This is a genomic window from Streptomyces qaidamensis (genome assembly GCF_001611795.1).
In the GTDB taxonomy this organism is placed as follows: Bacteria; Actinomycetota; Actinomycetes; order Streptomycetales; family Streptomycetaceae; genus Streptomyces; species Streptomyces qaidamensis.
Map to the genome: position 1 here is coordinate 9,001,663 of NZ_CP015098.1, position 17,967 is coordinate 9,019,629.

18 protein-coding genes and 2 pseudogenes are annotated in these 17,967 nt (G+C 70.8%); 9 read left to right on the forward strand and 11 right to left on the reverse strand.

All coding sequences use genetic code 11. The annotated features are described in order from the left end of the window. The first annotated feature begins 114 nt into the window (after positions 1-114). Positions 115-1,014, forward strand: a complete 900-nt coding sequence (locus A4E84_RS39475; RefSeq protein ID WP_159029678.1) for an NB-ARC domain-containing protein — start codon at positions 115-117, stop codon at positions 1,012-1,014. 24 nt (positions 1,015-1,038) lie between these two features. Continuing rightward, positions 1,039-1,326 carry a tetratricopeptide repeat protein gene (locus tag A4E84_RS39480; protein WP_079129305.1) on the forward strand — a complete coding sequence of 96 codons (288 nt, stop codon included), beginning with the start codon at positions 1,039-1,041 and terminating at the stop codon, positions 1,324-1,326. 27 nt (positions 1,327-1,353) lie between these two features. Here the strand turns inward: A4E84_RS39480 and A4E84_RS39485 are convergent, their stop codons facing one another. Continuing rightward, positions 1,354-1,653: a barstar family protein gene (locus A4E84_RS39485; RefSeq protein ID WP_062931143.1), complete on the reverse strand. Its 300-nt coding sequence runs from the start codon at positions 1,651-1,653 to the stop codon at positions 1,354-1,356. A 189-nt stretch (positions 1,654-1,842) separates the two neighbouring features. Here A4E84_RS39485 and A4E84_RS39490 point away from each other — a divergent pair, with 189 nt between their 5' ends. Continuing rightward, positions 1,843-4,119, forward strand: a complete 2,277-nt coding sequence (locus tag A4E84_RS39490; RefSeq protein WP_062931144.1) for a catalase — start codon at positions 1,843-1,845, stop codon at positions 4,117-4,119. Between the two features lie 250 nt (positions 4,120-4,369). Further along, positions 4,370-4,642, forward strand: a complete 273-nt coding sequence (locus A4E84_RS45565) for a hypothetical protein (protein ID WP_062931145.1) — start codon at positions 4,370-4,372, stop codon at positions 4,640-4,642. A gap of 154 nt (positions 4,643-4,796) precedes the next feature. Here A4E84_RS45565 and A4E84_RS39500 read toward each other — a convergent pair whose 3' ends face one another. The 3 genes from A4E84_RS39500 to A4E84_RS39510 are packed head-to-tail and all read right to left on the reverse strand — an operon-like array spanning position 4,797 to position 7,464. Further along, on the reverse strand, positions 4,797-5,516 hold the full coding sequence (locus A4E84_RS39500; RefSeq protein WP_418082248.1) for an ATP-binding cassette domain-containing protein: 720 nt from the start codon (positions 5,514-5,516) through the stop codon (positions 4,797-4,799). Beyond that, entirely contained in the window at positions 5,513-6,160 is a 648-nt protein-coding gene (locus A4E84_RS45090; protein ID WP_237305094.1) for a hypothetical protein, read from the reverse strand. The genes A4E84_RS39500 and A4E84_RS45090 overlap by 4 nt, the downstream gene beginning before the upstream one ends. Beyond that, positions 6,157-7,464: a hypothetical protein gene (locus tag A4E84_RS39510; protein ID WP_062931147.1), complete on the reverse strand. Its 1,308-nt coding sequence runs from the start codon at positions 7,462-7,464 to the stop codon at positions 6,157-6,159. The genes A4E84_RS45090 and A4E84_RS39510 overlap by 4 nt, the downstream gene beginning before the upstream one ends. 580 nt (positions 7,465-8,044) lie before the next feature. Between A4E84_RS39510 and A4E84_RS45095 the strand changes: the two are divergent. The 3 genes and pseudogenes from A4E84_RS45095 to A4E84_RS39525 all read left to right on the forward strand — a co-directional run. Beyond that, positions 8,045-8,131, forward strand: a pseudogene (locus A4E84_RS45095) (VOC family protein); the annotation flags it as partial. A 178-nt stretch (positions 8,132-8,309) separates the two neighbouring features. Continuing rightward, a complete protein-coding gene (locus A4E84_RS39520) occupies positions 8,310-9,755 on the forward strand; it encodes a serine/threonine-protein kinase (protein ID WP_237305095.1) in 1,446 nt (481 codons plus the stop codon). Positions 9,756-9,793: 38 nt separating this feature from the next. Next, positions 9,794-10,306: a hypothetical protein gene (locus tag A4E84_RS39525; RefSeq protein WP_237305096.1), complete on the forward strand. Its 513-nt coding sequence runs from the start codon at positions 9,794-9,796 to the stop codon at positions 10,304-10,306. Between the two features lie 56 nt (positions 10,307-10,362). On the opposite strand, the gene A4E84_RS39530 is transcribed toward A4E84_RS39525, so the two are convergent. From A4E84_RS39530 to A4E84_RS39540, 3 genes are all read right to left on the reverse strand, one after another. Next, positions 10,363-11,130, reverse strand: coding sequence for a LamG domain-containing protein (locus A4E84_RS39530; protein ID WP_062931150.1), 768 nt, complete (start codon positions 11,128-11,130; stop codon positions 10,363-10,365). 219 nt (positions 11,131-11,349) lie between these two features. Next, positions 11,350-11,709, reverse strand: coding sequence for a hypothetical protein (locus A4E84_RS39535; RefSeq protein WP_174569498.1), 360 nt, complete (start codon positions 11,707-11,709; stop codon positions 11,350-11,352). A 48-nt stretch (positions 11,710-11,757) separates the two neighbouring features. Beyond that, positions 11,758-12,147, reverse strand: coding sequence for a thiol-disulfide oxidoreductase DCC family protein (locus A4E84_RS39540; RefSeq protein WP_062931838.1), 390 nt, complete (start codon positions 12,145-12,147; stop codon positions 11,758-11,760). A gap of 201 nt (positions 12,148-12,348) precedes the next feature. On the opposite strand from A4E84_RS39540, the gene A4E84_RS39545 reads away from it, so the two are divergent. Then, positions 12,349-13,950, forward strand: a complete 1,602-nt coding sequence (locus A4E84_RS39545; RefSeq protein WP_062931151.1) for an RICIN domain-containing protein — start codon at positions 12,349-12,351, stop codon at positions 13,948-13,950. 31 nt (positions 13,951-13,981) lie between these two features. On the opposite strand, the pseudogene A4E84_RS41770 reads toward A4E84_RS39545, so the two are convergent. From A4E84_RS41770 to A4E84_RS39555, 3 genes and pseudogenes are all read right to left on the reverse strand, one after another. After that, a pseudogene (locus A4E84_RS41770) lies at positions 13,982-14,181 on the reverse strand (SulP family inorganic anion transporter); the annotation flags it as partial. Between the two features lie 445 nt (positions 14,182-14,626). Next, positions 14,627-14,998, reverse strand: a complete 372-nt coding sequence (locus A4E84_RS39550) for a peptidase inhibitor family I36 protein (RefSeq protein ID WP_062931152.1) — start codon at positions 14,996-14,998, stop codon at positions 14,627-14,629. Continuing rightward, the gene (locus tag A4E84_RS39555) at positions 14,995-15,486 is read right to left on the reverse strand and encodes a hypothetical protein (RefSeq protein WP_062931153.1); all 492 of its coding nucleotides are present in this window, start codon (positions 15,484-15,486) and stop codon (positions 14,995-14,997) included. The genes A4E84_RS39550 and A4E84_RS39555 overlap by 4 nt, the downstream gene beginning before the upstream one ends. A 370-nt stretch (positions 15,487-15,856) precedes the next feature. On the opposite strand from A4E84_RS39555, the gene A4E84_RS39560 reads away from it, so the two are divergent. Then, positions 15,857-16,885 (forward strand): S1 family peptidase, encoded by a 1,029-nt coding sequence (locus A4E84_RS39560; RefSeq protein WP_079129307.1) that lies wholly within the window; start codon positions 15,857-15,859, stop codon positions 16,883-16,885. A gap of 141 nt (positions 16,886-17,026) precedes the next feature. Here A4E84_RS39560 and A4E84_RS39565 read toward each other — a convergent pair whose 3' ends face one another. Next, positions 17,027-17,938, reverse strand: coding sequence for a hypothetical protein (locus A4E84_RS39565; protein WP_062931154.1), 912 nt, complete (start codon positions 17,936-17,938; stop codon positions 17,027-17,029). Positions 17,939-17,967 lie beyond the last annotated feature (29 nt).

Here is a 17,967-nt window from a genome sequence, read left to right on the forward strand (position 1 = left end):
GGCTCTACTCGGGCGTCCGTGATCGCCTCAGGCGAACGGTCGATCGCGATCGACACACAGGGAGGCCCTTTCCTGGGGGTGGCGAGCTCCGGGGATCACACGACGATCGTGCATGTGCCCGCGCACGAGCTGCGTCCAGCGGCGGCCGTGGACGCGCCTCCCGGAGTGGTGCGCCTGCCCGCCCTGCACGCCTCGTTCGTCGGACGGGCCCGCGAACTGGCTCTGCTGGACGACGCCCTGACCGGTTCCGGGGCGGCTGTGGTGCACGCCGTGCACGGTCTGGGCGGCGTCGGCAAGAGCACCCTGGCGGCTCACTGGGCCTGTGCCCGCAGGGAGGTGGACAACCCCATCTGGTGGATCACCGCCGACTCCTCGGGCGCCCTGGCCGCGGGGCTGGCGGCACTGGCTGCCGCACTCCAGCCCGCCCTCGCCCGGCTGCCCCAGGACCAGCTCAAGGAGCGGGCCCGGCAGTGGCTGGCCACCCACGACGGGTGGCTGCTCATCCTGGACAACGTCACCGATCCCGAGGACGTGCAGCCCCTGCTGGCGCACGCCGACAAGGGCCGGATCCTGATCACCAGCCGCCGCGCGTCCGGCTGGCACGACACCGCCGAGCCCATCCACCTGGACACCCTCGCCCCCGACGAGGCGCACACCCTCCTCACCCGCATCCTCACCCGTGACGGAACGCGCGCCGCGGCGAACCTGCACGGTGCCGCCGAACTGTGTGCCGAAGTCGGCTACTTGCCGCTGGCCATCGAGCAGGTAGCCGCCTACATCGTCCAGACCGGCATCACTCCGCGCGCCTACCTGCGCCTGCTCGCGGATGACCCTGCCCATATGTACCGCAAGGCGAAGGAAGGCCACGACAGCGAGCGCACCATCGCCCGGATCTGGGCCATCACCCTGGACCGCCTCACCGACACCCCCCCTGGCCGGGCACCTCCTGCGCGTCCTGGCCTGGTACGCCCCGAACGCCATCCCGCGCGCGCTCATCGGCACCCTCGGCAGTGAACCCGCCGTCGTCGACGCCGCGAGATGCGCAGCAACCTCGCCACGGCACACCAGGCGGCGGGGAACCGGCGAGAAGCACTCGTCGGGCATCAGCACTCGGCCGCGGAGTGCCGACGCGTGCTGGGGCCTGATCACCCCGATACGCTGGGCGCCCTCAACAACCTCGCCGACGCGCAGGCCCAAGCCGGCCACAGGAGCAGGGCCATCGAGTCGTACGAGCTTCTCCTGACCGACTGCAGGCGCGTGTTCGGCACGGGCGACCGGCGGACCGGGCTGGTCGCGGCCAACCTGGCGGCCCTCCGGGGACATTGACCGATGCGCACCGACGAGCGTGCCCGCCTAACCGTGCACGACCAGTCGCGACTGTCGTCCCGCGAACGAGCTGCGCAGCGCCCGTGCCTCACGGTTCCGCGCAGCGAAGACTCCCCGCTTGTCCACGTGCACGACCAGGATGTCGTAGCGGTCGATGACCTCGGAGATGCCTCGTGTCTGGATGGTGTCCCGCCAGGCATCCGTAGTCCGGCCGAACCACTCCGGTAGTCCGCAGGGCCCGGTCACGGCGTCCCAGAAGTCGTCGAGCGTCTCGATCGACTGCCCCCGCAGGTCGACCACCAGCTCCGACTCTGTCTTCTCGGCCATGGCGGCAGCGTAACCAACCTTCATCAGGCCGTGCAGCGGTCACAGGCGACTGATTCCGGTCCCGCCGCTCCGCCCCGGGCATGACCAGTGATTCGTCCGGCGTAGCCGGGTACCCGGCGGCGGAACTCGGAGCATCCGATCCATGGGGCCGCACCGGCCATGGCCGGCTGAAACAGAGGAACGATAGCGATGAGCCAGCCCAATCCCATCAAGCGGGCGGCGGACAAGGTCACTGAAGCCATCCAGGGCACCGGCGCAGGACCGGAGGGTGGGGTTCCCGGCAAACCGGCCCCGGAATCCCCCGGTGTCGCGGAACCGGTGGAGCCGCGTGAGCCACTGCCCCCGAAACCGGACCAGAGCGGGCCCGGCACGATGTCGCCCACCGGGCAGGCGACCGGCGCGGCCCAGGCACGCATGGCCCAGTCGGGCGCCAGTCTGACGAACGCCCAGGGCACACGGCTCCACGACACCGATCACTCGCTCAAGGCGGGTCCGCGCGGGCCGGTGCTGCTGCAGGACCACCACCTGCGCGAGAAGGTCATGCACTTCGACCACGAGCGCATCCCGGAGCGCGTCGTACACGCCCGCGGCGCGGCGGCGCACGGCGTCTTCAAGAGCTACGGCACCGCGACCGCCGTATCCAAGGCGGCCTTCCTGGCGGCGGGCGCGGAGACGCCGGTGTTCGTGCGCTTTTCGACGGTGCTGGGGTCCAGGGGCTCCGCCGACACGGTGCGGGACACACGCGGGTTCGCGACGAAGTTCTACACCGAAGAGGGCGTCTTCGACCTCGTCGGCAACAACATGCCGGTCTTCTTCATCCAGGACGCCATCAAGTTCCCGGACATCATCCACGCCGGCAAGCCGCACCCGGACCGGGAGATCCCGCAGGCCCAGAGCGCGCACGACACCTTCTGGGACTTCGTCACCCTGCACACCGAGGCCACCCACCACACCCTGTGGAACATGTCCGACCGGGGCATCCCGCGCTCGTACCGGATGATGGAGGGCTTCGGCGTACACACCTTCCGCCTGGTGGCCGCCGACGGCTCCACGACGCTGGTGAAGTTCCACTGGAAGCCCAAACTCGGGGTGCACTCCCTGGTGTGGGAGGAGGCGCAGATCGCAGGGGGCGTCGACCCGGACTTCCACCGCCGCGACCTCGCCGACGCCATCGAGGCGGGCGCCTACCCGGAGTGGGAGCTGGGCATCCAGACCTTCCCCGACACCCCGGAGCAGACCTTCGAGGGCATCGACCTGCTCGACGCGACCAACCTCGTCCCCGAGGAGCTCGCCCCCGTACAGCCGATCGGGCTGCTGACGCTCAACCGCAACCCGTCGAACTACTTCGCCGAGACCGAGCAGGTCGCCTTCCACGTCGGCCACCTGGTGCCCGGCATCGACATCACCGACGACCCGCTGCTCGCCGGGCGGCTGTTCTCCTATCTGGACACCCAGATCACGCGGCTGGCGGGCCCGAACTTCTCGCAGATCCCCATCAACCGGCCGCATGCGCCGGTCAACGACATGCTGCGGGACGGCTTCCACCAGGACGCCGTGCACCGAGGCGTCGCACCGTACCGGCCCAACTCGCTCGACGGCGGCTGCCCCTTCCTGGCGGGGGCGGACACCGGGGCGTACGTCGAGACGCCGGTACGGGTGCCGGAGGCGACTAAGGTCCGGGAAGCTCCCGAGTCGTTCTCCGACCACTTCAGCCAGCCGCGCCGGTTCTGGCTGAGCATGAGCGCGGTGGAGCGGGAGCACATCATCGGCGCGTACACCTTCGAGCTGGGCAAGTGCTACGAGCAGGCCGTCAAGAAGCGGGCGCTGCAGGTGCTGGCCAACATCGACGTCGAGCTGTGCGCCCGCGTGGCCGAGGGCCTCGGCCTGCCGGCGCCCGAGCCGACCGTGCCGCCGGCCGACATCGAACCGAGCCCTGCGCTCTCCCAGGTCGGGCAGTCCTGGCCCACCGACGGCCGCCTGATCGGCATCGTCACCGGCCCGGACGGGGACCTGGACGGCGTACGGGCGGTGCGCGAGGCGGTGCTCGGCGCGGGCATGGTGCCGCTGGTCGTCGCCCCCACCGGCGGCAAGCTGGGCGCGGGCGACGACGCGGTGACCGTTCAACGGACCTTCGCGACCGCGCGGTCCATCGAGTTCGACGCGCTGCTCGTGGCCGGGGCACCCGCGGCGGGCGGCGACGCCTACGGTTCCCGCGACGCCAAGGCCTCGCCCACCGGTCTGCCGGGGTCCGTCGATCCGCGGGTGAACCTGCTGCTGTCGGAGGCGTTCCGCCACGGCAAGGCGATCGGCGCCTGGGCGGGCGGCGACACGGCGCTGGAGACGCTCGGGATCACCGCCGAGGCGCCTGGCGTGGTGGTCGGCCGGGACGGCACCTCCGTGCTGGAGCAGCTGAAGGATCTGATGGCCGCCCACCGCGTCTGGGAGCGGTTCGTCACGACCGTCTGACGTGGGCCGAGCGGCCGGGCTGCGGCGTCCGGGACGGCTCCGTTCCGGACGCCGGAGTGATCTGCGCTCCGAAGGGAAGGCGGGGCCGATGAGCTCGCCGACCTGGTCGAGATCGTCGTCCGGGGGTCCTACCGCGGTGAGGACCATGAGTACGTGCGCGTTGCCCGAGCCGTCGACAGGAGGATCTGCGCGGCAGACACTGGCAACCGCTGTCCGGTCCGACAACCCCTGGGCACGGTGCCAAGCCCGCATGGTGCGTCGAGCCGGCGGTGACCGACGGCACCGCTACTACCGGTACGACGCCGTACTCGGCGCCGAGCTCGGCCCGAGGCAGACGCTGTACCGCATCGAGGGCGGCACCCACACGGACGCCTTCGTCGACACCTACCCGGAACGCTTGCGCCCGCTGACGCCATGCCACCGCACGGCCTTCACGGCCCTGGAGAGCTGGCTGACGCAAGGACGCCGCCCGCCTCCCACACCGTCCCGCTGCCCGCCGAAGGAGACTCCGCGACCCGCCTGAGCACCTGTTGCCTGAACACACGCGCGACGCAGCCCCTGCGGCCACCCACCGGTGATCCAATCCCGCTGCGTACCGCGAGGACGTTGGGCCCGGGACGAGCAGGGCCGTGGCGCCGTACTGTGCGGGCGGCCGGGCGACTGCCCAGGACCGGTTCTCAAGGGTCATTCCCGGGTTGGGCGTTGCTCGCGACGATTCCTGCGTAGCCGCCTGCCTCTTCCAGGGCCTGCGGGGATCCGAGGAAGACCTTGCGGGACGCGCAGAGGACGATCGCGCTGTCGCAGCAGGCGTGCACGTCCTCCATGAGGTGGGTCGCCAGGACCACGGTCGTGGTGGCGCCCAGTTGCCGGAGCAGGGCGTGGAAGCGGTCCCGCTCGGCCGGGTCGAGGCCGGTGGTGGGTTCGTCGAGCAGAAGCAGTCGAGGGTTGTTGACGAGGGCTTGGGCGATGCCGACCCGGCGTCGCATTCCGCCGGAGAGGGTGCGGTACTTGGCGTCCATCCGTGAGGTCAAGCCGACCTGGTCCACGGCGCGTTCCACCGCGTCGGCGGCACCACGGTTCGGCATGTCCTTCAGCCAGGCGGCATAGCTGACGCACTCCCGCACCGTGAAGCCCCGGAACATCCCGAACGTCTGGGGCAGGTAGCCGAGCCGGCGGCGGATCTCCAGGCGTTCGGCGGGGCGCCGCGGATCGCGTCCCAGCAGCTTCAGCTCCCCTTCCACCGCTGCTGCGGCCGTCGCGAGGACGCGCAACAGGGAGCTCTTACCGGCACCGTTGGGGCCGAGCAGGGCGTGGACACCGTTCCCCAGGTCCAGATCGAGGCTGTCCACAGCGGTGGTGCGGCGGTGCCGGACGGTCAGTCGGGTGGCGCTGATCACCGGGACCTCAGATCGTTGAAGGAGTGCCGCCGCAGGACGAGCAGGGCACCCAGTACGCCGGACGCGACTCCCCACACGAACTGGGCGCCGCCGTCCAGCAGGTTCTTGAGCACATGGAGCAGGACGGTCCTGTAGGAGCTGACTTTGCCGTCCTGGCGCGTGGAGAGGCGGGCGATGGCGGCGACCACCAGCAGCCATGTACCGCTGGTCACAACCGCGCCGAGCGTGCAGCCGATGCAGGAACCGAGGATCAACGTGACGAGCGTCAGCGCCAGGCTGGGCACCAGCCAGGCGGCCGCCCAGGGCGACACGCCGACGCCCGCCGTCGCAGCGACAAGGAGGAGGGGAAGGCAGATGGCGAGTACGACACCGGTACGCAGCATCAACAGGCGCAGTCCGCCGGCCGGAGTACTGCGGATCACCGGTGCGAAAGGGTCGGCTCTGCCTCCGTAGCTGGCCGCCACCCAGATGAGAGGCAGAAGCGGCGCGAGCAGCAGCAGGAAGGGGAGGGAGTCCTCCTCGCCGGCTGTCGCGGCGAGCCAGGCGGCCGCCGTGCAGACTCCGGTGACGGCGAGCAGCCACGGCCAGCGCAGTCCGGGCACGGCTCGCAGCCACGGCGGTGGCTGGGGGAGGGGCATCATCACGGTCGTTCTCCGTCGGGGTCAGGGATGCGGGGCGGGCGGCTGCCGTGTTCGACGGCTGCCAGATACCGGCCGATCCATGTCGCGCGCTCGGGCGCGGTGAGCCGGGCCAACCGGTCGGCGGCGGACGGCGCGTGGGCCGCTGCGCCGTGCGAGGACGAGTCCCGTGTGAGCCATCGGTACAGGGCGCGGGCCTCTGCCGACGAGGGTTCGTGGGAGGGAGAGAATCCGGTGAGGCAGCCTGCGAGGTTGCGCAGACTGATTTCCTGCCGAGCCCAGATGCCGACGGTCCACGCGGAGTCGACCCCGTCGCGGTCCTGGCACGCATGCGAACTGTCCTCGGTCAAGAGGTAGTGGGTGGGGCCGGCACCCTCCATCCGCCGGGACAGGCGCAGGGCGACTTGCTCCAATCGCTGCCGTCGTGGCTCGTACGCGGAAGACACACAGACAGCGGGATCGTGGCCCCTGCAGCGCACTTCTCGCGTGTTGAGCACCGATCCCGGGACACGGTCCTGCTGCATGAGGGCCAGGAGCGGGAGGGCCGACGCCAGCATGACGATCAGAACGATCGATGTCTTCCACCGGCGGGCGCACAACAGGACAGCACTCGCTGCCACCCAGGCGAACACGGCGGCTTTGCACCAGGGCAGCCAGACGGCCGGACCGGGCGGCGCCCCCAGCCCCGCTCCTCCCGGCACCCTGTCCCCGCTGTAAGTGAAACGCAGACCGGTGAGGGGACCCAACAGCGGATCGCCCCACGGGGAGACCGACAACACCAGGCCGGCCGCGGTGAGGGGAACGGAGACTCCTCGCAGTGGAACGGTCCGGCCCACCAGGTAGGCCACACACGAGAAGGCCGTGAGCATGACCGCGTCGACCGCCATCAGGTCGAGTGGCGCACGGCCCACCGGCTCCTGCGGATACGGCGACACCACCATGACGGTCATGGCCAGCACGTAGCCGGCCAGCGGCCACGCGACCCCTGAGACCAGACCCATCAACTGGCAGGTCACTGAATCCCGGGCCGAGGTCGTCGCGACCCAACCGGCGTCATCGCGTGCCTCCGACCCGCCCTGCCACCCGGCCAGCAGCACCGCGAACCCCACTCCGACGGTCCGCGCCGCCAGCCCGCACATCTCGCCGATGTGGACCCAGCCGGTGTCCCTCCACCTGCCCCGGGCGTACAGCCCGTCCCAGGCCACGGCCACGAGCACGCCGGCGATCACGAGCGCGGCGAGCGGGCCGGCCTGCCGCCGCAGGTTCGCCCGGAGCACGATGCCGAACGGTGTCGGCCGCCTCAGGAACATGTCTTTAGGAAGGCGTGCGCAGGCTTACGGTTCCTGATGCCCTGGGGTGTGAAGGGGCGACGGGGAGCGCATGGGGCGCACGGCATCGCCACACCATGAGATACGGAGGAACGCACTCCCGTTGTTCGGAGCGCCGTCCTTGTAGGCGCGGCGAGGCAGGCGGCTCCAGCTGTGCTGTCCCGGGACGGGATGCCGGAGGTGCGGGAACCGGAGCCGCCCGGCTTCGGCGGCGCCCAGGTGGGCTTGGCCGTCGCCTTGGCCGGGTCGGGCTCAGCGAGGGCGAGCCCCCAGGAGTCGTCCTCGCCGATACGGGCCTCGATCTCCTTGATCTGGCCGCTCCTGGCGAAGTACAGGACCACGACCTGCCGCACGGAGCCCTCGTCGTAGAAGTCCGCCGTCGCGTCTCCCTTGGCAGCGGTGCCGAGGGCCTTGACCCAGTTGCGAGCCGTGGCATCGGCGTGCGCATCGCCGACGGCGAGCGCGGTCGGACTGTCTGACGGCGAGAAGGCCGGGGACCGCGAGGGCGCCGACAAACTGGCCCGGCAGGCCGCCGACCACGGCCGCCCCGAGAGGCCGCCCCGTCCGAAGATTCGAGGACAGCTATCTGCTCTGCTACCTCCGCGGCCCGGAGGGCATCATCATCGGACTGGCTGAGCAACTGCACTGAGAAGGAAATCACCAAGGGCGGAACCCCACCCAACGCCAGGAGCGAGACACCGCCGGCCGGTGAAGAAGGCGAGCCAGTCACCTGCTTGTGCAAGCGGCGGATGAATGGGTACCTGCGTTCGACGGCCCGTCGGTGACGGGCTCTGAACGGTGTGCGAGCACGGAGTGGGGAGATCGAGGTGGGATTGCGCGAGGTGCGGGACGCCCGGGCATTTCGAGGCTGTGCCCGGATTCTGGCGGGCCGCTACCGCCTGGACGGGCTGATCGGTTCGGGTGGTGCGGCTGACGTTCACCGCGGGTTCGACCTGCGACTGCGGCGGCCGGTCGCCGTGAAGATCTTCCGCCCGGGCAGCGGCTTCGACACGGAGGAGGCTTTCCGCAGCGAGGCCGTGATCCTCGCCCGGTTGCAACATCCGGGCCTGGTGACCGCCTTCGACGCCGGACACCACGACGGCGAAGCCTTCCTGGTCATGCAGCTGATCGACGGACTCACCCTGAAAACCCGCATCGCCGAGGGCCCCCTGACATGCGAGGACGCAGCCGCCCTCGGCGCGGCATTGGCCGAAGCTCTGGCTCACGCCCATGAGGAGGGGATCGTCCACCGGGATGTCAAACCGTCCAACATCATCCTGGATTCCTCAGGCCATCCCCATCTGACGGACTTCGGCATCTCCCGGCTGCTCGATGCGACCACCCGCACCGCCACCGGCGCCCTGACCGGCACGGCGGCCTATCTCGCCCCCGAACAGGTGCTGGGCCGGCCCGTCGGCCGGCCTGCCGACATCTATGCCCTCGGCTTGGTCCTCCTCGAAAGCCTCACCGGTCGACTCGAATACGACGGTGGCCCGTTGGAGGCCGCGATAGCGCGCCTGCACCGCCGGCCGGCCCTCCCGGACTTCCTGCCCGACGGCTTCGCCGCCCTCCTTCGGGACATGACCAGCCTTGAGGAACACGTTCGTCCAGGGGCGGCCGACTGCTCCCGAGCCCTGACCCGTCTCTCCGGAACGAGCACAGCAGACCCCGCCGCCGCGTCCGCTGCCCGCCCCGTGCTGAGCGCCGTACCTTCCACGGCCGCGCATCACGCCGACAGCACCCACCGGAGCCTGTCGCCCGCCGTGCCGGCGCCCAGAAGCCCGAGCACCTCAACGGGCCTCGCCGCGGGGACCTCTCGGCCCGCCTCCCGACAGGGCCGCATCCGAGCGCGTGGGGCGGCGGCTGCACTGGCCGCCCTTCTCGCCGGCGGCCTGGTGGTCACCGAAGGCTTCTCACACCACGGCGCCACCGACGAAGCGGCCCCGTCCGCCCCCGATCCGGTCGCCCCCTCCACGCCTCCGGAATCGGCCGCTCACAACGATGACACGCCCTCCGCATCGGCGCCTCCGCCTCCGCCTTCGCCCAGCCCCTCGGCCTCCGGCCGGCCGGGCCGGTCGATGAGCGATTCCGTCCGCATGCACAGCGCTCGACCACCCTCTGACAGCCAAGAGACCGCAACCAACCGGACCTATACTCACAGCACTTCTGAGCAGGCCGCGGCGAACGCGAGCGGCAGAGCACATAGCCACGGACAGAAGCCGGGAGAATCTCGAAAGCACCAGAAGGGCAAGAAGGCAGCAGCTGCCAAGTAGCGAATCATAGGACGACTTCCTGGAACGGCGAGGACGTGATGACCGACCTGGACTTCTACGCCCACGTCGCCACTCGCAAGGAAGTGCTGGGCGTGGGCATCGGCGCGCAGCCCGGCGAGTGGGAGACCACGCTCGGGGATGACTGCCTTGACACCGAGGACGGCAGTCTTCTGCGCCGGGACTACGGGCTGGTGGAGCTGTCGTTCCAGGACGAGGACGGCGCCTGGCCCTGCTTCGGGATGAGCGTGCAGGTGCACCGTCTGCGGTGGGACAGCGAGTCGTCCGTACCGGCGCCCCTGCGCGACGCGTACGGCGACTTCGCTCCCGCCACGCGCTTCGAGGCCCTGGCCGCCGCGATCGCCGAGCTGGGCTGCTCGGTCGCACCCGAACCCGAACCAGACGAGGACGGCACTGCCGGGTGCATCCGCCGCTACCGGGTGACCGAGTCCGGCGTGAGGATCTTCGTCCGTGCGGACGAAGACGACCAAGGGCAGTCGGGTACGGTCTGGAGCCTCAGCGTGTCTCCCGCGTGGTGGAGCGAGGCGGGCTGACGCGACCCGCGGATGGGTGGTGGCATCAGGCCCTGCCCAGATCTGCCGGGACTCGGTCACGGTGTCGGCGTGTCCTGCTGTTCACGTGCTCCGGATGTGGCACCGGTTGGGGTGCCAAACGGCGCGGCTCGTCGTACGAGGAGGTGACTCACCTCGTACGACATCTCGGTCGTTCGCGGTTGTGGTGCGGGGTGATAGCGCCCGGCGCATACGGAGAGGTTGACGATGAGGTACGCGTGCCAGGCCCGGCCCACACCTCGTCCGTCGGTGAAGACCGGTTTGCCGTTGAGCCACCAGTCCACGGAGCGGGTGCCGAAGACGGTACGCAGGTCCACCCATGCGCCAGGGCGGATTTCCTGATCGTGGTGGTAGCGATTGGTGCCCCGCACGTGATTGGTGAATTCGAGGAGGCCGGGGTTGTCCGGGTGATACTCGAAGACGTCGATTTCCTGGTCGCCGTCGAGCCACGTCCAGATTGCAGGCCAGGCGCCGATCTCCTCCGGCAGACGTACCCGGGTGTCCAGGACATCCCCGGCACGGACGGTGAAGCCTTCCTGGCTTCCCTCGGTGGTGAGCAGCCCGGTGTTCCACCGGCCGTCCTGTCGTCGTCCGGCACGGAAGACGCCGGAGCGGCTGTACGCGGGGTCGGCCACCAGGTGGTCGAGCTTGTCATCGCCTGGATTGACCGGGCCCCCACCGGGATAGGCCCAGGAACGGCCGGCCACCCATTGGGTGGTGGAGGTGAAGTCGGCGGTGAAGACGACCGGCATGGATGGCAGGAGGCCGGGAGCCGGAATCGAGCCGGCCGGTAAGGGTTCGGTCATGCAGAATGGCTCACCGGCTGGTGGCCGGATATGCGCCTACTCCCCTCCCTGCACCAGGATTTGACCCTTACAGGTGAACAGCCGGGGACAGGGCCACCGGACGCTTGTGCTCGCGCCGGTATGGCGCTTCCAGAAGACTCCGCCATCGCCTTCCCCTCCCTCCGGCGTGCCCCGCCCGCCACCTGGCGAGGCGCCCCGATAGTTGTTGATTCCTGGACGTCAGTCCCATGCGTTGAAGAGCACTCCGCCCAGCCCGGTGATGTCATGGAGGCGAACCTGCCGCCACTCGCCCCGGGCGAGGACCGAGGTGTCGATGTCCGCCAGCGGCGCACTGAGCAGCGCACGGTCAAGTACGGCGAACCCGAAGTCGGTGAAGGTGTGAGCCCACGGTGGCGGTGTGAGGAACTCGTCGGTGTACCACTCCCGGCGCAGTTGAGCGAATGCGATCCAGGGGTGGTGGGCGTGACGGAGGACGACGCACTCACCTGTGCCGACATCGGGCGAGCCGGGGCCGGTCCCTGCCGACGTGTTCGTACTGCCGTCCCCGCGTACCGGGCTGCTGCCCGTCTCGTCAAGCACCCGATATCCCCTGCTCCGCTGGGAGTTGAAGGCTTCGCAACCTACGCCCTACGCTCGGTGGCTCTTCTCTCCTGGCACCGCACACACCGCCGTTCCTCCAGGCAGTCGCCCGCGATGGTCGGCCACGAGACGGTAGACGCCGTGAGCGACCCAGCGCACGGGCGGCAGAGCGAGGATCGCGCCGGCGACCGACCACAGGCCGCCCGCGCTCAGCAGGATCTTCGCCACGGCCTGCGCTCCGCCGTAGACCCGCCCATTGGATGTCACCCACAGGGCCTCGTACCGGGCGCGCTCCGCAGTGACGCCGAGCGATGCGAGATCGGCGTGCTGCCATGCCACGGCCTCGCACCGAGGTCGCACCAGACGCTGGACGACGCCCACCGACGTCGTGCAGAAGCCGCAGTCCCCGTCGAAGATCAGCACTGATCGCATCCGCACACCCCCATCGTGCCGCACCCGCACCCGCATCCGCACCCGCACCGGGAAGGGCCTCCGGGCGATCGAGACGCCTTCACCGGCGAGTCAGCGTTACCCGGAGAAACCCTTTCCCCACGGCCTCTCTTCCTCCACTATGAGCCGTCATACCCGCCGGTAAGTCAGGTCTCCGCGCGGGCCGCAAGGCTGCAAGGAGGCGGCGGGATGGATCGGGCCGACGACAAGGATCGTGGCGGTGTGGAGCCCGGTCACGGGATGCACACGGGCGCCCCCGATGCGCGGCTCGCCGAGCTGCTGCGCGCCGAAACGGTCTCGGCATACCCGGCGCTTCAGGAACTGCGCGCCCGCCATCATCCGCACGTCCTCGCCTACGCCCGGCTGTGCAGCCCCAACGAGTCCATGGCGAGGCAACTGGCCGCGCAGGCGTTCACGCTGGCCGCCCGTCAGGCCGCCCGTGGCATCGATCCCGGACTGCCCTGGCGCCACCGACTCCTCCTGCTGGTCGCCCGGTCGGCAGGGACCTGGGCCGAGGACGGGCGGGCGGCAGGTCTGGACGCGGGGCTGCTGCTTGTCCTGAACACGACCGGACCGTCCGGTGTGCTGCCCTCCATGCTCACGGCGTTCCAGTCCTTGCCTTCCCGCACTCAGGGCCTGATCTGGTACGGGATCGTGGAACAGGAGCCCGCGGAGCGGACGGCCGCTCTCCTGGGTCTGACCCGGGAGGACGTCACCTACGGAACGGACCCGGCGCTGCAGCAGCTGGCCCGTGCATGCCTGCGCACCCGCCTCGCGGCCTCCGAGGACCCGGACTGCTCCGACTTCGGCCGCCTCATCGAGGAGTCCGTACGACCGGACAACCCCCGCGACAGCGCCGATCTGCATGCCCACACGGCGCATTGCCCGCACTGCACGACGGCCTACGAGGAGCTGTCGGCGCTGCGGGACGCACCGCGCACGGCGCTGGCGGAGGGGCTGCTGCCATGGGGCGGCACGGCGTACGCGGCGGGCCGGCGGGAAGCCCGGGGCGCCACCGCGGGGCGGATCCCGCCCGGCCGCGCGGGATCCGGGCGCAATCCGGAGGAGCGGGGCGGGGCACCGGATCGCCGACGCACCGTGCTGGTGTCGGCGGCGCTCGGGGCCGCCCTGCTGCCGCTGGTGGTGTTTCTCAACGCGCAGGGCGGATCGCCGTCGCAGGACCCGGAGAGCGCGGCGAGCGCACCGGTGAGCGTGCCGCCGATGGCGGTCGCGGTGACGGTGACGGCCACCGTGCCGGCGAAGTCGCAGTCGCCCTCGTCATCGCCGTCTTCGCCCTCGCCGTCGCGGAGCTCGAAGGCTCCGACGAGAAGCCCGTCACCGACGAAGACGAGCCCGAAGCCCCCGCCCCCCTCCGCCCACCCGCCCTCAGGCTCGTTCGCGCAGGTCGTGAACGTCGGGTCGGGGCTGTGCCTGGACGTGGGCGGCGCCTTCTCCGACGGGGCCGATGTGATCACGGCTCCCTGCTCCACGTCGCGCACCCAACGCTGGCGCGTCGACGAAGGCCGCAAGGTGCTTCAGTCGGCCGCAGATTCCGACTTCTGCCTGGACAGTCGGGGAGCAACGCACCGGGGTGTCGGGATCTGGAGCTGCGACTCGGTGGACGGCCGCAACGGCCGGAACCTGATGTTCGTGGTGGACGAGGAAGGGCTGATCCGCCCCGCCATCGCCTTCGGGACGGCCGTCACCCCGGCCGGTGGCGCCGGGGACGGTCTGTCACTGGAGCCGGCGCACGGGGGCACCGGGCAGCGGTGGCGGGCAGGGGCCGCCTGATCAGCATTCGCGCACGGTGCGCCGCTGCTGATTGGATCATGAAGATCAAGATGGCCAGGGAGTTGACGAAGCCGACCATCACCGACCGGGGAATGAACCGCATCAGCTTCGCCACACCGAGGCGCCGAGGGCGATCTGGAAGACGCCGGCCAGGATGACGGCGGCGACGAGGTAGCCGAAGCAGTGCTCCCGGTTCAGCGGGGCGATCACCAGGGCCACGGCACCGGTAGACCTGTCGGGCTCGGGCACACCCCTGCGGCAGGCCGGGGTGTGTGTGGCCGGGTCGGCTCCGCGAGGTGCGCAGCAGCAAGTCGAGAGGGGAGCGGAGCCGGACGGGCCCGGGAGTGCGGCCGGGCTCATGTCCGGGCGCGAAGCGTCACGGCGGGCAGGCGGCGGCGTCGGGGCGTCATGGGCTCGCACACGCTTCTCTCCCGAAAGGAACGGATCTTCGCCGGAGCGCCATCGGCCCCGACACGACCATGGCGAGGCAGCGGCATCCCGCCTCGCACCACCGGTAACTGTCCCCTGGCGCCACAGCAGAGGTCGGCGACGCCCGAGCGGGTGGGCTTGTGCCCCTGGGGCCGGTGCTTCTTCAGCGGCCCCGGCCGCCGGCCCGGCGGGGGCGTTCCGCCGGGTCGGCCGATTCATCGGGTGTGGGTGGTGTCGCGGTGGGTGTTCAGCAGCTCATGGCCCACCTGTGGGAGTCACCCCGGTCGTTGGCGACGCCGTTCCAGTTGACCTCCTGACCGGGTGCGAGGCAGATGGTCATGTCGCCGCGCTGCCCGGCGTTCTCGAACACCTGGACAAAGCTCGGGATGCCGGGGCCCACGATCCCGTGGTTGGCCCAGGAGGAGTCGGTGTCGGCGATGTAGCCCTCCCACCAGCCGTCGTCCCCCGACCAGTTGGCGCGCTGCCCCTGGAAGTCGACGTTCTCCCACGCGCAGAAGTGGCCGCTGGGGCAGTCCGCGGCTGATGCCGTGGCGGCGGTGGTGAAGGGGCTGGCGGCGGCGAGGAGCAGCGCGGCGGCCAGCAGGGCGGGCTTCATCATCGGTTCGTGCCTTTCTCATGTGCGGACTGGAGGATGGTCCGGGCGGTGCGGACGGCGTGCGCCCGCAGTTCCCGGTAGGCGGTCCGTTCGCCTGCCGGAGCCCTGCTCTTGAGGTTGTTGACGGTGGTCGAGGCGCGGAACCAGCTTTCCTGGTCGCCGTAGAGGCGCTGCTGGGCCTGGGCCAGGCAGCCATCGGTGTGCTGGCGGACCTCGGGGCCGCCGGGCAGGGTGAGGGAGAGCTCGGCCCGGCCGGTCCCGAACAACGCGTCACTGACCCGGCTCCGCTCCTCGGCGTCGGGCGGGCGCTGTCCCGGACGCGGCGGGGTGAGGCCCTGGCGGGTCAGACAGCGGTCGGTCAGCAGGAGCTGGGCGGCCTTGACGGTGTCGTCGGCGCCGAGCGACGGGGCTTGCGGGGTCGTGCAGGCGGTCACGACGCACAGCGAGGCGAGGAACGCGACGGCCGTCGCGCGGCGCGGGTACGGAGGCATGGAAGAGCTCAAGCCGTCCGACGGCCCGTCGGGGTGCAAGACGTCGCAGGGAAGATCGTTCGCATGATCAACTCAACGGGGGCGGGCGGGCCTCAGGACACGGTGGAGGCCGGCCCTTCACTCCACGGAGCGGCGCTCGGGGGTCAGTACCCCGCGCGGGTGGCTCCGCTCGGGCGCCCCGCGCACGTTTCGAGCACGCAATGTTCCCGGCGCTCGGTGAAGTGCTCCGCCCTCACAGCCCCGGCCTCGGGTTTTCCCCGATGGGGAAGGGGGCTCGCCACACCCCTGATCGTCCCGCTGCCCGGATGGAGTGCCAGGCCTCAGGCAACGAGGCTGCACGCATACGGATCACCGAGCCAAAGGACCCTCTGTGTACAACCTCAAGCCGCCGCGCCGCCTGACCGTCTGTACCGCTGCAGTCGGTGCTCTCACTGCCGCGGCCTGTGTCACCGTCATGGCCGGCAGCGCCGGAGCCATCGTCAACGGGTCGGACTCCACCGAGAGCTACCCGTTCATGGCGGTCATCCCGGCCTCTGCCCCGGACCAGGGTCTGCACGACGGGAACTGTGGGGCATCGCTGATCGATGAGCAGTGGGTGCTGACGGCGGCTCACTGCGTGAAGGGCGAGGGCCTCGAAGTGGACGGCATCGTGCGGGTCGGCAGCGACCACCGCAAGTCCGGCGGCACGGTCCGGAAGATCGACCGGACCTTCGTCCACCCGGGCTATGTGAACGGCGACAACAAGGCCGCCAACAAGGACGACATCGCGCTGATACGCCTGGACCGGCCGGTCAGCCGGCAACCCGTCAGGATCGCTGAGCAGGCAGGGCCGCCCGGCACCCCGACCCGGCTCCTGGGCTTCGGCACCACCGTCGACACCGAGTTCGCGTTCCCGGACCGGCTGCAGGAGCTGAGCACCCGTAGGGGCGCCGTGTCCGAGTGCGCACCCGGCTATGCGAACCGGAACCGGCTGTGCACGATCTCCGCCGTGCCCAAGGCCATGGCGTGCTTCGGGGACTCAGGCGGACCGCAGGTGAAAAGGGGCAGGGACGGCCGCTGGGAGCTGATCGGCGTCACCTCGGGGCCCGGCGCCCCGAACGTGCCGTGCTCGCAGGGCCCCGGCCTCTACACCAGCGCGCCCGCCTACGCGGGCTGGATCGGCAAGACCATGAAGACCGACAGCGCTCCGCCGGTTGCGGCCAAGGGCTCCGGCCTCACCGAGACCGGCGCGAACGACGACACGGCGGCGATCGCGGGCTCGGCCGCCGCGCTGATCGCCGCCGGCGGCGGCACCGTTTTCGCAGTACGCCGCCGTATGAGCCGCCACGAGCGAGCCGACGACGCGCTGGCCTGCTTCCCCGTACCGGACAAGACCCTGCAGAAGACCTGGACGAGATGACCAACGTGGCGACGGGCTCGACCTGACGGCCGTCCGCGCACCGGCTGCCCCGCGCAACGCGGCCCGGCCCGGGCCCCGCTCCTCAGGAGAGGACCAGGGCCCGGGCCGGGCGGTGTGGCTGTGGCTGTGTCAGGACATGGATCAGGCCCGGGTGAGGCGGACCGCCACGGTCTCGCTGACCGTCACCGGCCGGCTGTAGTCCGGGTCCGACGCCGTCGCGCGGCCCTCGACCTCGACGTCCCCCTTCTGGAAGGGGACCGAGCCGGTGGGTACGGCCTTACCGGTCCAGGCGACCGGGGCGCCCGGGGTGCAGGACACCGACGTGGAGAAGGAACCGCGGATGAGATCACGCTTCTTCACCTGCGTGACATCGCCCGCCACGGTCACCTGCACCGGCTTGTTGCAGCTCACCGTGCCGTTGACGGTGGCCTTGCCGTTGAGGGAGCTCGCGGTGCCGGCCAGAGCGATGTCGAGGCCCAGGCCGAGTTCGGCCGGCGGGGCCGGGTTCTCGATGTGGACCTCGCCACGCGCGGCCGCGGTGCCGCCCTCGCAGTGCTGTACGAAGCTGGCGTCGAGCTTCTTCACGTAACCCTGGGGGCCGAACTCCACCGCTGAGACGGTGAAGGTGCCGGTGAGCTGGTTGCAGCCGCGGCCGTTGCCGCTGAGAGACAGGCCCGGTTCGGTCCCTTCGTTGAACGGGTAGCGGGTGGCTCCCGTGTAGGTCCCGGGCGTCAGGGCCTTGCCGGACGGCGCTCCGAGGTTCAGCGTCCACCAGTCGCCGTTCGCTCCGTCGACGGAGACGGTGACCACCCTGTTGCCGGTGTCGCCGGAGACGCTCATGCGGTCCTGGGACGCCGTCGCGTAGGCGTGGGACCGGCCGCCGCTGATGTAGTCGCCCTCGTCGCCGCCGAAGCTGAAGGTGCCCTCGGCGACCGGCAGGGCGTGTGCTTCGGCACCGGAGAGCAGGCCGGTGGTGCCGGTGGCCGTGGCCAGTGCCAGCGCGAGGGTGGCGGTGGCACGGCCCAGGACGCGTCTGGGCAGGCTGAGGTTCATGGATGTTCCCCCTGGTGAGATGACGTAAG